Raw genomic sequence first — 14,684 nt, 5'->3', positions numbered from 1 at the left:
TCAGCAATGCACACCAAACCTGAAGTCGGACATTGCCACGCTCTGACGGCCTCGCGTACGCCGGACGAGTAGATTTCCTGAATCCGCGTGGTGATGCTATCCTTGAGCGTGCTCTTTCTCGGGGTGCGGCAAGCATCCCAGTGATTTTACGGCTTCTTCGGTTTTCGTTATCGGCAGCTTTTACACATCGATTTGGCACCGCGTGCCGTACACAAGTCAAACACTCCATGCATTTCGATGACCGGGTCAATCTTCGAGCGATATCAGCGCGGACCGTGCGTTTCGCGCCTCTGATATATCCCGCGACGCTCTTCCTCTCGGCGCTGTTGCTGTTCGCGATCCAGCCGATGTTCGCGAAGATGGTGTTGCCGCGGCTCGGCGGCGCGGCCGCGATCTGGTCGGTCGCAATGGTCTTCTTCCAGTCGGCACTGTTGCTGGGCTACGCCTACGCGCACCTGCTCGGCCGCATGCTGTCGCCGGGTCTCTCGGCGCTCGTCCATCTTGGCGTGCTGGCAATTGCCGCCACGACGTTGCCGATCCGCATTGCTCACGGCTTCGAAGCCCCGCCGCAGGGAGGGCTCGAACTCTGGCTCCTGAGCTTGTTCGCCGTATCGATCGGCCTGCCGTTCGTCGCGCTCGCCGCGACCGCCCCCTTGCTGCAGAACTGGTTCGCAGCGAGCGGCCATCCCCACGCAGCAAACCCCTATTTGCTGTATGCGGCATCCAATCTGGGGTCGTTCGCAGCCCTTATGACCTATCCCTTCATCGTCGAGCCGCTGTCCACCCTGCTCACGCAGATTCAGGTGTGGTCGGCCGGCTATTTCCTCTTGGTCCTGCTGATTGCGGTGGCGGCGATGATGGTCGCCCGCGCAGACAAGCCTTCGCTCAGTGCGGCAGGCCCGGACACGACCACCGCCTCCAAAATCGTTGAACGCACAATGTGGACTGTGCTCGCCGCGATTCCAGCGGGCCTCGTGGTCGCGGTCACGGCAGCGATCTCGGTCGATCTCGCAGCAGCGCCATTCCTCTGGGTTCTGCCACTGTCGCTCTACCTCCTGACCTTCGTGGCTATCTTCCGCGACCGTCCCTGGGTGGCGCATGAGCGCGTGTTGCACCTGGTGCCGTTCGCCGTGGTCGCCGCCGCGTCGACGGTGGCCCGGCCGTATTTGGGAGCCCTGCTGGTGATGCATCTGGCGGGCTTCTTCGTGCTGGCGCTGGCTTGCCATGGCGAACTCTATCGCCGCCGGCCGGCGCCAGTGCGGCTGACGGAATTCTATCTGTGGACCTCGTTCGGCGGTGTGATCGGCGGAATCTTCGCCGGACTCATTGCGCCGCATACGTTCAGCGGCGTCGCCGAATATCCCATCCTTGTGCTGGCGGCGCTGCTGGCAATGCCCGGCGCGTTTGCCGGTGGGACGGGACGGTTCCTGCGACGGAGCGGCCCCGGCCTCGTTTTGGCAGCGGCGGCCGCCGCCATCATATGGCTCCGCCTTCGCATTCCCGCCGACGCCGTGCTGCCGATCCAGATCGCGCTCATTTCCCTCGCTGGCGCCATGATGCTGCTGCGGCGACAACCTGCCCTGTTCTTCGGCCTTGCCGTGCTCGCTTTCGTGATCGCCAAGCTCGATCCGCTGTTGTCGCCGATCATGCAGGTCCGCAGTTTCTTCGGCGTGCATCGCGTCGTCGAGGACCCCACCGGGGAAGTCCGTCTCCTGATGCACGGAACGACTGCGCATGGTGCAGAGCGCGTCCGCAACAAGGATGGGACGCCGGTCCGCGGCCGCCCTGAACCTACGACGTATTATTATTTCGGTGGGCCGATCGGCGACGCCATCGCAGCGGCCCGCGTCCCCCAGGGACGGCTCGCGCGCGTTGCTGCCGTTGGGCTCGGCACCGGCAGTCTCGCTTGTCATCGGCAGGACGGCGAAGCGTGGACGTTTTTCGAGATCGATCCGAACGTGGCCCGCATCGCGCGCGACCCGACGCTGTTCCGCTTCTTGTCGGAATGCGGGCCGGACATGCGCATCGTGCTCGGAGATGCGCGGCTGACGCTGGCAGCATCGGCGGAGCGTTACGACCTCATCGTGCTCGACGCGTTCTCCTCCGATGCGATCCCCGTGCACCTGCTCACGCGCGAGGCGTTCGCCGGATATCTGTCGCACCTGACCGAGCACGGCGTTATCGTGTTGCACATCTCGAACCAGCATATGTCGCTGTGGGGACCGGCAGCCGCGGTCGGCGGTGCGGAAGGCCTCCTCGCCTTCGGCAAGGATCAGACTCCATCTGACACGACCGACGACTATCTACGGACGCGTGCGCAGGTGGTGGTGTTTGCCAGGGACGAGCAGGATCTCGGCGGTTTGCCGGCGCAGCCAGGATGGAAGCGCCTGGATCCCAACGCGCGCACAGCCTGGACCGACGACTATGCCGACATCCTCGGCGCCGTTCTCGACCGGAAATTCAGGCACTGATCAGGCGTGTGTCGACGCAATCGTCCGGCGGGGTCGCAGCCACCTGCCCAAGGCGCCAATTTCATTCCCCACAGCCTGGAAATAGAGCAGGTGCGTCGTCGCAAAGGACAGAAGGCAGGCCCCAAGAATTGTCGCCATGACGTACAGGCCGGCCCCGGTCGGCACCGCGATCGGCCCAAGCGATGCTTGCGCCGTGGTGGGCGCGCCAGCCTGCCAGGCGTAGAGCAGAAAGCCCGCATAGCCTGCGCTCAAGTGCGTTGCGATCGTGAACGCGGGCCTGGCCTTGGCTAGGAGCCCGAGGCAGGCCAGCAGGAACAGCGGAAGCGCAACGCCGAAAAGCTGAAACCCGTCAATCCCAACGATATCGCCAAGCAATGCATGGCTGCGTTGGAAGATGCCAAAGACCCGGAGATTGAGGAACCAGAGCAGTTCGGAGCTCGGCACATACTGCAAGGCCAGCGCAGCCAGTTCGGCACTGAGCGTGGCGGCGAACAGCACGCATGGACCAAGGAATTGCAATTTGAAAAGGCGATTCATGAAACAAGCCATACGTAAAAAAACGTCTGGCTTGTCTTAGTTCCAAAGGATTTAACTTGTCTTAACGGGCCCCTGCACCGGACCGGCCAAGCACGAAAACATCATCAAGATCAAGCTACTGCGGCAAGGTTCTCAACTTATGGCTGATTGTTCGGCGGCCGTTCGATGAACTTGCGGCTGCCGTTGAGAAGCTCGAGATTGTTGGCGATGACAGGGTTGCCCGGATCTAGCGAATACGCCTTTTCGAACTTCTTCCGCGCGCCGCTCAGATTGCCGCGCAGCATGTAGGAATATCCCTGATCGTTGAGGATCTGGATGGTCTCGCCTCCCAACCGGATCGCCTGCGCATAGGCCTGATCGGCAAGATCGAACCTGCGTATCCGGTCGTAGCTTGCCGCGAGCCCGACCCAGGCGGTCACGTCCTTCGGCGCCTTCTCGACGGCGTCCTTGAAATAGCGCTGGGCGATTCCATAGTTGCCGCGGTTGTAATGCTCCAGCCCCAGCCGCACCGGCTCGTCGGAGGGATAGTATTTGACGTCCGTCGGCTCCTGCACAGGGTCGCCGCCCGGCGGATCCACCGGCGCCACGATCGCGGCCTCCCGCGTCGTGTAGTCGCAGGCCCCAAGGCCGGTCGCCATGCAGCAACAGATCAGCGCTGGACCAAGACGATGCAATCCTCGCCCCGTTCCCCACTTCCAGCGCATCTCTTGCACCTTTCGAAAGATCATCGCGAAACTACCTACAAAAACAGACGACACGACCGAAACACCGAGATCAGCGCCAGGAGCTCTCTTAACGGCAAATGCTCAGGAGGCTGAGACCCTCAGCTCACCACTACCTGCCGCCTCCCCCCACACCGACGGCCACCGATCCTCCGGTCCCCGCTCCCAATCCGGTTGTGTTGACGTTCTGAATTGTGGTGACGGGCGGCGCCTGGCCCATCGCCCTTGTCGGCTCGCCCATGTCGGGAAGCTGATCCAGCGGGCGTTGCTGATTGCCATAGCGCGTTATCGCACCACCCGTACGCCGCGCGTCGTACGCGATCCTGCGATCGCCGACATTTGCCGGCCATGGGTGGATCGTGTGGGTGGCGGCGTTGACTTCCTTGGCGTTGCCGGCGCTCATCGTGATGGTGTCGGAACGCTGGACGTAGCGGTCCATCTCGTCATGCCCGTAACCACCGTAGCAGCCGCCTAGCAGGAAGGGAGCGAGCAAAGCCAGATATCTGATCGTCATCTCTCGCCTCCTCTAGTTCAGTGTTTTCACGACCGGCTGGTTCGCACCAACGGCCGGTGGCGGAGCGCGTACGACCGCATCGGGCGCGATGATGTGGCCATAGGGTCCCTTCACCTCGCCGCCGGAATTGACGTAGTCGTCATAACGCTTGCGGACTTCCATCTGGCCATTGAGGAAGAAATCGACGTCGTTGGCCGGCAGCCGCGAGTCGAGCGGCGACGCTAGTTGCTGGCCGGGCGCCGCCGGCGCCACCAGCCGCGGCGTCACGATGATGACGAGATCGGTTTCTTCCTGCTGATAGGATTTGCTGCTGAACAAGCTTCCAATCACGGGCACCGAGCCGATCCAAGGCAGTTGCGAGACGTCCTGCCGGTTGCGGGTCTGCAGCAGGCCGGCGATGGCAAAGCTCTGGCCGTCGCGCAATTCGACCGTGGTGCGCGCGTCGCGGCGGCTCAAGGATGGTACCGTTGTCCCCTGGATCGATATCGCATTGGCGAAATCAAGCTCGCTGACCGAGGGCTCGACCCGGAGGTTGATCACGCCGCGCGAGAGCACGGTGGGCACGAAGGCCAGTTCGACGCCGAACTTCTTGTATTCGATCGTCACCGTGGGGAAGCCACTGGTCGTGTTGCTCGGAATCGGCACCGGAAACTCGCCGCCGGCGAGGAAGCGCGCTGCATCACCGGACAGCGTGGTCAAATTCGGCTCCGCCAGCCGGCGAGCCAGTCCCTTGGTTTCCAGCGCAGTAATCAGCAGGTCCACCGAACTGCCGTTGCCGGTCCTCAAGATGCTGGTCAGCAGGCTTCCGAACGGCGCAGGAGCTACGCCGCCGGCGGTGCCAATAAGCGTATTAAGCGTTCCAAGCACAGGAAGGCTGCCAGCAGGATTGGCACCAACAGGAGTGCTGCTGGTACTAAGGGCGCGGCTGACACCACTGGTGGGTACAGTATTGAGACTATTGATGCCGCCGATAGGTGTCCGTCCGACGGCCGTAGTTCCACCGAGGCCACTATTAGCAATGTTGGTGCCGTTGGCGTTGGCCGCCATAAGGTTCACGCCGAGGTCACGGCCCGCCGTCCGGGCGACCTCGAGGAAGCGCACCTCGAGCATCACTTGCTGCGGCGCCGCAACGCTCATGGCATTGACGACGATGCCGCCCTCGGGAACGCTGCCCTTGGCAATCGTCAGCGCCCGCTCCGCGGCGACCGCATCGGCGGCCATTCCGCTCAGCACCACCTGGCCTTCGGATGCAGACACGCGAATCCCGCGCGTACCGGTGCCGGACGCAATGTTCTGCTGCAGGTTGCCGATGTCGAGCGTGACTTCGACATCGAGAATGCCGATCTGCTTCATCGAGCTGTCGAACAGGATGACGTTGGTGGTGCCGGTCTTCTTGCCCTGAACATAGATGAGGTGGTCGCTGAGCGACTTCACGTCGACGACATCAGGCGAGCCGGCAACGATCGTCGAAAACGCCGTATCGACCCTGAAGGTTCGTGACTTGTTGATGGTCACCTTGACGCGCTGGACGTCGTTCATCTCGCTGACGAACACGCCGCTGGAAGAACCCCGACGCTCTGCCGCCCTCGCGCGATCAGCGGAAGGGAAAAAGGCAAGCGCAGCGCCCATAGCCACTAGGCTCACGGCGAAGAGACCACGTTCCGCGCTACCCCACACGCGACCGCCACTCATTTCGATTCCCCTCCGCCGCTGACATCGCGGCCATCCCGTAAATCTACGGCCCCCGGCGTTCTTGCGACTCTCCCTCGCACACCACGCCACAGAGCTTACAATGCGTCCGACTACAAATAGTTACTTGCAAATTCCCAATCCTGGCGCGCTGGGCAAGGAGCCCCACCCAGCCCGAGACCCCGCCTCGGGGCACCCGCCAGCCGCAAAAACGCGGTCTGGAGATCATCCCCCGCCGCACGCTTCGATTGCAAGGAAAGACCTTCGGGAAGATGTGGCAGTGCCGGAGAAAACTCCTCGATGTTGCCAGCGGGCACCACTTTTGGAGCCTACCGACCGACAGCGCAGCCGGATTGCCGATATTGTCAGCCACAATCAGATCAAGTCCGAGCCGGGGCTGGCTCGGTCCGGGCTTCCGTGATTCTTGCTTCAACCTGCTTCCGCAGAGCAGAAAGCTCTCTCAGCCTGGCAACGGAATTTGCGTGGAGACACTCGGGCTATTGAATGTCGAGCCCCATAGCGTTGGCCACAGCATGGTGAAACCTTGGAGCGATGCCGTAACCGTAACTGCCGTGCCTCCCGTCACCGTACTCACCGTAGGCGTGAGGCCGCCGGCATACAGGAATGGGACAAGTGCTCTTTTCTGCGCGTCAGTCGTGTAGTCGCCGCTGCAGGTGACAGTCGTCGTTACCTTGAGTGCGGCGCTTGTGTAGCAGTCATTGATCATGGCGGCCCGCGCACCAGCGCCCGCGAGCGACCGCAACGATTGCATAGTGATTACGTAACGCCCCAGATCGAAGATTGCGAAGATCAACGTGAAAATCGCCGCGGCGACGATGCAAAACTCGAACGCTGCGACGCCGCGCTGATCGAGCTTGCTCATCACTGCACCAAACGCACGGTTTGGACATTCGGCGTAGCTGCCCCATCTGACGAACATTTGGAGTTGTCCAGTTTCGTATTGCCTTGGAAGTTCACAGCGTAGGCTATGATCTGGTAGCAGCCGGTAGCGGGGGCACTCGCCGAACTGTTGCCTCCGTACGTGATCGGAGAATTTGGGACATACACCGTGCCATTGAAATAGCTGCTGGAGTTGCCACTAATGTTGACGTTGCCCGTGGTCTCATCATCATAGATGAGGAGATCTTTCATCAGAACCTTCGCCGATGCTGACAATGCGGACGGGCCCGTCGGTGCCTTCATCGCCATCAGCTGGATCGTCGGGTTTCCGGTGATCCTGAGCGATCCTCCTGAGAAAAATATCAAGGTAGCCGTCCCCGTTATCGTCGGGCTGCCGTTGATTGTGACGCGTCCCGTAATATAGTACGTACCGTTCAACGCGGAAGGCAACGACACGTTGTTGGCGGTGTTGACACACTGGCCGGCTTCATAAGATATCGCCGTCGAACCGATGCACGCCCTGTTCGGAAAATCGTTCGGCACCTTCAACGCTCCGATCGCGGCGCTCAATCCACTGAGTGGATCAGGGATCGGTTGCTGATAGGTTTGCACGCCCGTGCACTGGCTTCCCCCCGTCTGGGAGCAACCGCCGACCGTGAAGCTCGGCGCATTCACCTGGATGCCGGAATTGCCCTTGAAGCCGATTGCATTATCGGCCGTACTGTTCGACGAAATGCCGCACGTTGGCGACGAAACAGTAGGGCTCCCCTGGAACGTAATAGGGTCTTTCAGTGCCAACACACAAGGAGGTTTCGACAAACTAGCAATACTGGCGACCGCCGTCGCGCGCACGATGATCGTCGAGAAACCAAGCAACTTGGCGAGGTATGCCGGCTGCTGCTGACCAACGGTGGCCTGGACGAATTTGCCCGCGTTCCCGTTCCACGAAGCCAGCGAAGCGACCTGCACGCTCTGCGAGATTCCGCTCGGAAGGCTCGTCTGACATTTGGAGCCAGGGTAGGACGTGTCGCCCGAATTGCAGAACGCGTTCTGAGCTGCACCCTGCCTGCCGCGGTAATCGAATGGCTGTGAATTGTTGCACATTACGCCAGGCTGTGGAGCGCTGTCGCACGCCACCCGCAAGGCGCCCGCATAGGCGGCCGCATCAGCCGCCCCCTGGACGCGTTGCTTGGTGACGTACCAGGACCCGGCCTCACCACCGAGTGCCATAAATCCGACCACCGGCACCAGGGCAACGACGGTCGCGAACGCAACGGATCCTCGACGGCAACGGAGCATGTTACGCATGGGACACCTATTGAAATCGCTCTGAGTAAGATAGCGTGAACGAACAGGGATTGGCATTGGTGCTGTTGCACAACAGCGACTTCAACACTATCGGCGCGAACGTCACCGTTGTGGTGTAGACATAATACTTCGGCTGGGAGGGATCAGAGTTAGCTGAACTGCAGACAGCATTGCTCTCGCCGCAAATGAGCTGAATGCTCGGAATCGGATAACGAGTGTCTGCCTTGACCAGCGCAGCCGCCGCCCAACTGGACGCGCTCGTGACGTCCGGTGGGGGGGAATAAAGGATGGATTGCCCGAAGTTACGCAACGCCTGCCACGCAGATATGTAGCGGAAGCCGGCGACCGAAATGTCGGCAAGCGGCAGCATCACGATAAACATCAGGAAAAGCCAGACGGCCGGGAATTCAAACGCGACGGCCCCGCGCTGATCCGCCATGAAGGAAGCGTGGCGGCTCATGCCCCTACCTCGGAAGAGCCAACGGTTCGTCGAGACCGGCGTTTCAAAGGCAACCGCACTCCTGGCTCCGGCCCACATTTGAGTTCACCTCAACACTTTAAGGAGGTTCAGAAGCGGCCCGCCGCCGAGAATGACGAACATGGCCGGAAGCAGAAACAGCACCATCGGAACGGTCAGCTTGGCGCCCAGCTTGTGCGCTCTTTCTTCCAGCTTGGTAATACGTTCCCGGCGGAGGTCGGCAGCGATACTGCGCAGCGCCTGGCCCAACGGCGTTCCGTATTGCAGGCTCTGGCTGATCATGGTGCCGAAACGGCGAAGTCCCTCCGACCGCGATCCCAGCTTCTCGAATGCGTCGAGCCGATTTGGCAGGATCCGGAGATCGTCGAGAAGATCGGTCAGGACGCCGGCCATGGGGCGATTGGTCTGGTTGATTTCAGTCGCCACACGTTGCAGCGCGCTCTCCAACCCCATTCCCGCTTCGCTGCACACAACCAGCAAATCGATGGCATCCGGCATGCCGATCCGAATGGCAGCGTCAAAACGCCGCTTCAACACCCGCATGATCAATCGCGGACCCATGATCCCGAGCACCACGCCAACGAGCGTGAGGGTCACTACATTGGATGTATCGCTCCCCAAAAGCTGCGCTAGCAGGAAGGCAACCATCGGGAACGCGAACATGCTGAAGACTTTGACACCGATCCAGATCGACAAGGTTCGATGATGATTGAAGCCTGCCGATTGAAGGATGGTTCGCAATTCCTCGATGTTTTCCTCGGCATAGAAGCGCCGATACCGCGCGCCCAGCGATGAAAGCCAACCGACAATGTCCCGAGAGGGGGCCGACCGGTCAGGGATACCCAGCACCGCGTTCGACACCCGTGTGTCCAGGGCACGAAGGTGCATTTCGCGGATCATCAACAGGACAGTCGCAGTCGCGGCTGCGATGGCGAGGGCGACCAGGCTGAGACCTGCGGTCATAGCGCTGTATCCCTTCTGATCATCCAGCGTATCACGAAGTGTCCGATAATCACCGAGGTGACCGCGTAAGCCAGCATCTTATTTCCGGTGCTATCACGGAACAGCACATCGATCGTTTCCGGACTGAGCGAGTAAATCACCCCACCGACAATGAACGGCGCGGCTATAAGCGCGCGTGACGAAAAGATCACCTCTGCTGCCAGAGCCTTCGCGCGCGCGGCCATCGCGACACGCTGCCTCACGGTATCTCCGAGGATCTGCAGGGTTTCGGCCAAGCTGCCGCCCGACTTCAACTGCACCGCAAGCGTCACAGCGAAGATGCCATATTCCGCCACTTGCGTTCGCCGATAGATGCCTTCAATGACGTCCTCTGCGGGTCTGCCCATGTTCAATTCGCTGCACGCAATCGCAAACTGCCCGGCTGTCGGTTGCGGCATTTCGCGAGCGATGGTCCGGAATGCTTCTTGGACTGGCAGCCCGGATCGAACAGTACTCGTGACGAGCTGGACCGTGTCAGGTAGTTGCCGGAACAGCCGGTCGGTGAAACGATGTTGCTGCCATCCGAACAATCCCCGCACCACCATGAGGGCTATGAATGCAGCCACGATCGACACTTTGGTGGTTGAAAAATCCAAGGGACTGACGGCATAACAAAATGTCGCTGCTGCGATGAAACCGGCAAGCACCGCATAGGCCGGGTGCCATGCGTAAGGGACATCGGCCCTGTAATTGACCAGGCGGTTGAGAAACTGCGAGCCCGATCCGGTCTCCGCCCGACGAATTGAGGGCAGGTTGGCCGCGTGCGAGGCGGGCAGAGCTATCGCCACCTGACGATTGATGCGGCGCTGTCGAGCGTCGAGCCACAACGACGTGCACGCCGCGCACATCAGCAGCACCAGGACAAAGACGATCACGGACAGCGGTATCATATGTGCTCCATGGCCTCGGCCCAGGCCCGCTCGAGCCCAAAATAGACAAGACGGCTCTTGAATTTCGGCACTGCCTTGGTGGACTTGTAAGCGCCCTGGATCCTGCCGTGGACGTCTTCCTCTTTGTACTCGAACACGGCGATGTCGTTGGTGGTGATCACCTCGCCTTCCAGGCCGACCACCTCGCTGATCTGGACAATGCGGCGCTGTCCATCCCGCATGCGCTCGACCTGCACGATGATGTCCAATGCAGCGACGATCTGGGTTCTGATCGCCCGCGATGGCAGATTGACCTGTCCCATCTGCACCATGTTTTCGACGCGGGTCAGGGCGTCGCGGGTGCTGTTGGCGTGCACCGTGGAAATCGAACCGTCATGGCCGGTGTTCATCGCTTGCAGCATGTCAAATGCCTCAGCGCCGCGCACCTCGCCCACCACGATCCGGTCAGGACGCATACGCAGAGCATTCCACAGCAGATCGCGCTGGGTCACCTGCCCTGTGCCTTCGAGGCTGGGAGGCCGCGTCTCCAGGCTGATCACGTGCGGCTGTTGAAGCTGCAACTCCGCCGCATCCTCGATGGTGACAACGCGCTCGCCGTGGTCGATGAACTGGCTCATGGCGTTCAGCATCGTCGTCTTGCCGGAGCCAGTGCCGCCGGAGACCAGGACGTTGAGACGGCAGCGGGAAGCGACCTCGAGCAGTTGCCCAATGCCTGTGCTCATCGAGCCGTTCGCGATCATCCCGGCGATGTTCAGCCGCCGGCTTGGGAATTTTCGGATCGAGATGCACGGACTATGGATCGCCAGTGGCGGAAGGATGATGTTGACGCGGCTGCCATCCGGCAGGCGGCAGTCTACCATCGGGCTGGACTCGTCGACGCGCCGCCCGACCTGTGCGGCGATCTTCTGCGCCACAGCTGCGATGTGGTCGTTGTCGCGGAATCGCACCGCGATCCGCTCAAGCTTGCCGGCTCGCTCCACATAAATATTGCTCGGTCCGTTGACCATCACATCGCTGATTGATTCATCCAGCAGGAGCGGACGGAGCGGTCCGTAGCCGGTCATGTCGTCCGCGATCTCGTCCGCCAGCAGAAGCTGCTCGCGACCCGACAGCTCGAGCCGTTCCTCGTTGGCGATGCCGTGGATGATTTCCTCGATCTGCCGCCGCAGAACGTCGCGAGGAACCGCTGCAGCCGCCGATGGCTCGATCTGCTCGATGACCCGTTCGCGTAACGATGCCGACATCACCGGATGATGATGGTGAACCGGGGGTTCGTCACGCCTCGGCGTCGAGCCTGGCGCCGATTCCGGCAAGCTTGGTATCGGCGACGGCGCGCTTGCCGTCGACAAGGTCAAGCTCGGTGGCGATTCAGGCACTGGCTTCAATGAAGGCAAACGATCCGCCGGGTCGTCTGCGCGCCTCCCGAATTTTTTCATAGCCCAAGCAGCCTCCGCAAGCGTCCCTTCCGCTGGCCACCGACACCCGTGATCTCGCGCACGACCGGGGCAAGGTAACGTCGCAATCCCCTGACGTGCTTGAGAGCCGGAATTCCGAGATTGACTGCCTGGGTCATTCCCTTGCCAAGATCGGGAATCACCATGTCCGGCTCTGCGCCCAGGGCCTTGACGATCGTTGCCCTGGGAAGGCCCCCGGGTCGATTGGCACGATTGAGCAAGGTGAAGACCCGATCCTTGCCCGCGATGTTGGTGACGGCGTTGCGGAGCGCGTGGGCGTTGCGAAGTCCGGTCACCTCGGCTTCGAGCAGCACGAGAACGTGCCGCGATAGCGTGAGTACCGGATGCATCGACGGCCCAAACGGGACCGGTATGTCGACGACAATGTAATTGAAGCGTTGACGGAGCAGACCCAGCACGTGTCGCACGCCAGCTTCGGTGATGTTGAGCTGCGCATCCAGATCCTCAGCGGCAGAAATCAGGCAAACCCGCTCGTTGACATCAATTGCCGCGCGCTCGAGGAACAACGTGTCCGCCCGCATCGGGTTTTCAAGGGCAATCCGGAGCCCTGGCCCGGGCTGAACGCCCAACATGACTGCCGTTTCACCATTCTGCAGATGAAGGTCAAGCAACGCGACCTTGGCCTTGGTGGTCTCGGCGAGTTGCAGCGCGAGATTGATGGCGATGCTGGTCGCTCCGGCGCCTCCCTGTGCCCCGCAGATCGAGATCACATGCCCGCCACGATCGGCCTGACCGGTCGGCACGTCGCCGATCAGCTTCGGGCGCAGCATGTCCAGCACCATGTCACGCGTGATCGGCTTCGGAAGATACTCCGTCACGCCGATTTCCATCAGCTCGCGGTAGAAAATGATCTCCCTGCTCTCACCGATCAGAGACACCCGGACGTCGGGTGGGCAGACGCTTGCCAACCTTTCCAGTTCGGTAAACGGATCATCGATGCCACTGATGTCGACCACCAGCGCAGACAGCTCGGTGTCGGTTTCAAGCATCCGTATGGCATTCCGGATCGTGCCGCGCTTGATCGCCAGGTTGCTGCCTTCGAGGCCTTTGCGCAGAGCCGCGGCGCTCAGCTCGTCATCGACGAAACAGACGACCCGGTCGCGCGCGACGACGGATACAGCTTCAGGCGCGTTTACCATTGCCATGTTCATCATCTTTTCTCCTGCAACTTGCCGGAGTAGCCGACCGCCGCCGCCGTCGTCGTCGTAGTCTGGCGGGCAGCCTCCGGCGACCCATCGCAGCTGACGTCCGTGAGGCCGTTGTCCGGGCCTTCTCTCCTGACCGAGAACTCCTTACGCTCACCGCCGGAATGAACCACCACCGCTGTCGTGTGGCCGGCAACTGCATTCTGACGGGCGAGCTCGGGCGACACATCGCAGCTCGACATGGCGCCGCCGTCCGGCTTGTCCCATTGGTCGACAGCCGCGCGCACGGACAGCGAGAGCGTTCCGAGCTGTTTTGCGACCGTGATCTTCTTGACCTGGTCAGACCCAAGCTCCAGTGACACGGTTTGCGCCTGTTTGCCTGTCACGGCGCTGATGCCGCGCCCGCCCTGCACGATCTCCTGATCGATGGCGATGACCCGAACGTTGCGTAAAACGGTTTCGCTCAGGGCACGGCGCGCCGGATTTCCCTTCTCGAACACCTGGGTCAACAAGACATCCACGTAGTCGCCCGGCCTGATCAGGCCCGAGACACCGGACTCCTCGTCAACCTTGATGCTGATGGCACGGCTGTCCGGTGCCAGGACGCTGGCGAGAAAGCCTCGATCCTTCGGGCGCAAGATGTCTTGCAACGTCACGGGGCTGCCGGCGTCGACGAACTTGCGAACCAGAGCACCGGGAAGTCCAGCCTTGGAGTCGGGCGTCTCAAGGATCGCTCCCGCCGGAACACGTTCCGGCGCGGCGGAACGCACCGCGAAGTCCTCGTCACGGGCCAATGTGCCCCTCGGCAGCGCCCGCGCCGCAACGAAATAATTGACCGTCGTAGGCGCTGCAGGTGCGGCCGCCGGCGCGTTCTCCACGATTGCCGCGGGAGCCTGTTTCGGCAGGTTCATATTGTATGCGATCAGCCCGAACGCGGTGGTTGCGAGCAACAGCACTACGATGATCGAAATACGCAAAGCGGATGACATCTCAAAATCCTTTGCTCAAAATCGTCCAGATGCCACCGCAGGCTATGGCAACGCCATACGGCAGCGGTGCGTGCCGCAAATGGCGCCAGCGCTCTACCGCGTAGACCCGCCGCGCGAACGACGATCCGGCGGGAGCCAGTCTCGGATATGGCAGGTTGCGCATCACCAGATGCGCGAGGGCAAGAACGCCGCCGGCAAGCGCGGTAATGGTCAGCAACTGGACCACGCCCGCAAGCGGCAGGCCAACCGCCAGGGCAACCAGCAACTTGACGTCACCGCCGCCAATCGAACCCCGCGTGTAGATGACCAGCAGCAGCAGAAACAGGATCGCAGCGACGATCAGCGATTGCGCAACTTGCATCGGGCTGGCCAATTGGCTGACGATCCCGAGCAACGCCAGCGCCAGACAAATCTCGTTTCGGATCAGTCGCGTCGCGACATCGATCGTTGCCACATACAGCAACAACAGGATTTCCAGACCCGCGGCTATGGGAACAATCCAACTCATCAAATACACGCCTCAAAAAATAAAAAAATCCACTTTTCAAAAACGGTAGCGGTTTA

At 61.4% G+C, this 14,684-nt stretch carries 14 protein-coding genes; 1 reads left to right on the top strand and 13 read right to left on the bottom strand.

The window, feature by feature from the left end:
• Positions 1-347 precede the first annotated feature (347 nt).
• Positions 348-2,471, top strand: a complete 2,124-nt coding sequence (locus HAP54_RS31970) for a fused MFS/spermidine synthase (RefSeq protein ID WP_339156781.1) — start codon at positions 348-350, stop codon at positions 2,469-2,471.
• On the opposite strand, the gene HAP54_RS31965 is transcribed toward HAP54_RS31970, so the two are convergent.
• The 13 genes from HAP54_RS31965 to HAP54_RS31905 all read right to left on the bottom strand — a co-directional run bounded on the left by HAP54_RS31965 (position 2,472) and on the right by HAP54_RS31905 (position 14,628).
• Positions 2,472-3,008, bottom strand: coding sequence for a hypothetical protein (locus tag HAP54_RS31965; RefSeq protein WP_166294218.1), 537 nt, complete (start codon positions 3,006-3,008; stop codon positions 2,472-2,474).
• Positions 3,009-3,145: 137 nt separating this feature from the next.
• Positions 3,146-3,736 carry a tetratricopeptide repeat protein gene (locus tag HAP54_RS31960; protein ID WP_224741693.1) on the bottom strand — a complete coding sequence of 197 codons (591 nt, stop codon included), beginning with the start codon at positions 3,734-3,736 and terminating at the stop codon, positions 3,146-3,148.
• 106 nt (positions 3,737-3,842) lie between these two features.
• Complete coding sequence (locus HAP54_RS31955; RefSeq protein ID WP_166294216.1) at positions 3,843-4,244, bottom strand: hypothetical protein; 402 nt, start codon at positions 4,242-4,244, stop codon at positions 3,843-3,845.
• A gap of 12 nt (positions 4,245-4,256) precedes the next feature.
• Complete coding sequence (locus HAP54_RS31950; protein WP_166294214.1) at positions 4,257-5,936, bottom strand: type II and III secretion system protein family protein; 1,680 nt, start codon at positions 5,934-5,936, stop codon at positions 4,257-4,259.
• A gap of 457 nt (positions 5,937-6,393) precedes the next feature.
• A complete protein-coding gene (locus HAP54_RS31945; protein ID WP_224741694.1) occupies positions 6,394-6,816 on the bottom strand; it encodes a TadE/TadG family type IV pilus assembly protein in 423 nt (140 codons plus the stop codon).
• A complete protein-coding gene (locus tag HAP54_RS31940; RefSeq protein ID WP_166294212.1) occupies positions 6,816-8,141 on the bottom strand; it encodes a pilus assembly protein TadG-related protein in 1,326 nt (441 codons plus the stop codon). Before HAP54_RS31940 ends, HAP54_RS31945 begins: the two co-directional genes overlap by 1 nt.
• Positions 8,142-8,148: 7 nt before the next feature.
• The gene (locus HAP54_RS31935) at positions 8,149-8,601 is read right to left on the bottom strand and encodes a hypothetical protein (RefSeq protein WP_029085662.1); all 453 of its coding nucleotides are present in this window, start codon (positions 8,599-8,601) and stop codon (positions 8,149-8,151) included.
• Positions 8,602-8,685: 84 nt separating this feature from the next.
• Positions 8,686-9,582: a type II secretion system F family protein gene (locus HAP54_RS31930; RefSeq protein ID WP_029085663.1), complete on the bottom strand. Its 897-nt coding sequence runs from the start codon at positions 9,580-9,582 to the stop codon at positions 8,686-8,688.
• Positions 9,579-10,511, bottom strand: a complete 933-nt coding sequence (locus HAP54_RS31925) for a type II secretion system F family protein (protein WP_166294210.1) — start codon at positions 10,509-10,511, stop codon at positions 9,579-9,581. The genes HAP54_RS31930 and HAP54_RS31925 overlap by 4 nt, the downstream gene beginning before the upstream one ends.
• On the bottom strand, positions 10,508-11,947 hold the full coding sequence (locus HAP54_RS31920; protein ID WP_166294208.1) for a CpaF family protein: 1,440 nt from the start codon (positions 11,945-11,947) through the stop codon (positions 10,508-10,510). The genes HAP54_RS31925 and HAP54_RS31920 overlap by 4 nt, the downstream gene beginning before the upstream one ends.
• Positions 11,944-13,140 carry an AAA family ATPase gene (locus HAP54_RS31915; protein ID WP_224741695.1) on the bottom strand — a complete coding sequence of 399 codons (1,197 nt, stop codon included), beginning with the start codon at positions 13,138-13,140 and terminating at the stop codon, positions 11,944-11,946. Before HAP54_RS31915 ends, HAP54_RS31920 begins: the two co-directional genes overlap by 4 nt.
• The gene (gene cpaB, locus HAP54_RS31910; protein WP_166294206.1) at positions 13,137-14,120 is read right to left on the bottom strand and encodes a Flp pilus assembly protein CpaB; all 984 of its coding nucleotides are present in this window, start codon (positions 14,118-14,120) and stop codon (positions 13,137-13,139) included. Before cpaB ends, HAP54_RS31915 begins: the two co-directional genes overlap by 4 nt.
• A gap of 1 nt (position 14,121) precedes the next feature.
• Complete coding sequence (locus HAP54_RS31905; protein ID WP_166294204.1) at positions 14,122-14,628, bottom strand: A24 family peptidase; 507 nt, start codon at positions 14,626-14,628, stop codon at positions 14,122-14,124.
• Between the last annotated feature and the right edge of the window lie 56 nt (positions 14,629-14,684).

The sequence above is a fragment of the Bradyrhizobium sp. 2S1 genome (assembly GCF_011516625.5).
Lineage (GTDB): Bacteria > Pseudomonadota > Alphaproteobacteria > Rhizobiales > Xanthobacteraceae > Bradyrhizobium > Bradyrhizobium septentrionale.
The sequence above is the reverse complement of the archived record's forward strand: the minus strand, read 5'-3'. Positions and strand labels throughout refer to the sequence as shown.

What these genes read in the sequence shown, in the direction of transcription:
- HAP54_RS31965 (WP_166294218.1), bottom strand. Translation starts at nt 3,008, where the DNA reads ATGAATCGCCTTTTCAAATTGCAATTCCTTGGTCCATGCGTGCTGTTC.
- HAP54_RS31905 (WP_166294204.1), bottom strand. Translation starts at nt 14,628, where the DNA reads ATGAGTTGGATTGTTCCCATAGCCGCGGGTCTGGAAATCCTGTTGTTG.
- HAP54_RS31950 (WP_166294214.1), bottom strand. Translation starts at nt 5,936, where the DNA reads ATGAGTGGCGGTCGCGTGTGGGGTAGCGCGGAACGTGGTCTCTTCGCC.
- HAP54_RS31945 (WP_224741694.1), bottom strand. Translation starts at nt 6,816, where the DNA reads ATGAGCAAGCTCGATCAGCGCGGCGTCGCAGCGTTCGAGTTTTGCATC.
- HAP54_RS31925 (WP_166294210.1), bottom strand. Translation starts at nt 10,511, where the DNA reads ATGATACCGCTGTCCGTGATCGTCTTTGTCCTGGTGCTGCTGATGTGC.
- HAP54_RS31940 (WP_166294212.1), bottom strand. Translation starts at nt 8,141, where the DNA reads ATGCGTAACATGCTCCGTTGCCGTCGAGGATCCGTTGCGTTCGCGACC.
- HAP54_RS31960 (WP_224741693.1), bottom strand. Translation starts at nt 3,736, where the DNA reads ATGATCTTTCGAAAGGTGCAAGAGATGCGCTGGAAGTGGGGAACGGGG.
- HAP54_RS31955 (WP_166294216.1), bottom strand. Translation starts at nt 4,244, where the DNA reads ATGACGATCAGATATCTGGCTTTGCTCGCTCCCTTCCTGCTAGGCGGC.
- HAP54_RS31920 (WP_166294208.1), bottom strand. Translation starts at nt 11,947, where the DNA reads ATGAAAAAATTCGGGAGGCGCGCAGACGACCCGGCGGATCGTTTGCCT.
- HAP54_RS31970 (WP_339156781.1), top strand. Translation starts at nt 348, where the DNA reads ATGTTCGCGAAGATGGTGTTGCCGCGGCTCGGCGGCGCGGCCGCGATC.
- HAP54_RS31930 (WP_029085663.1), bottom strand. Translation starts at nt 9,582, where the DNA reads ATGACCGCAGGTCTCAGCCTGGTCGCCCTCGCCATCGCAGCCGCGACT.
- cpaB (WP_166294206.1), bottom strand. Translation starts at nt 14,120, where the DNA reads ATGTCATCCGCTTTGCGTATTTCGATCATCGTAGTGCTGTTGCTCGCA.
- HAP54_RS31915 (WP_224741695.1), bottom strand. Translation starts at nt 13,140, where the DNA reads ATGATGAACATGGCAATGGTAAACGCGCCTGAAGCTGTATCCGTCGTC.
- HAP54_RS31935 (WP_029085662.1), bottom strand. Translation starts at nt 8,601, where the DNA reads ATGAGCCGCCACGCTTCCTTCATGGCGGATCAGCGCGGGGCCGTCGCG.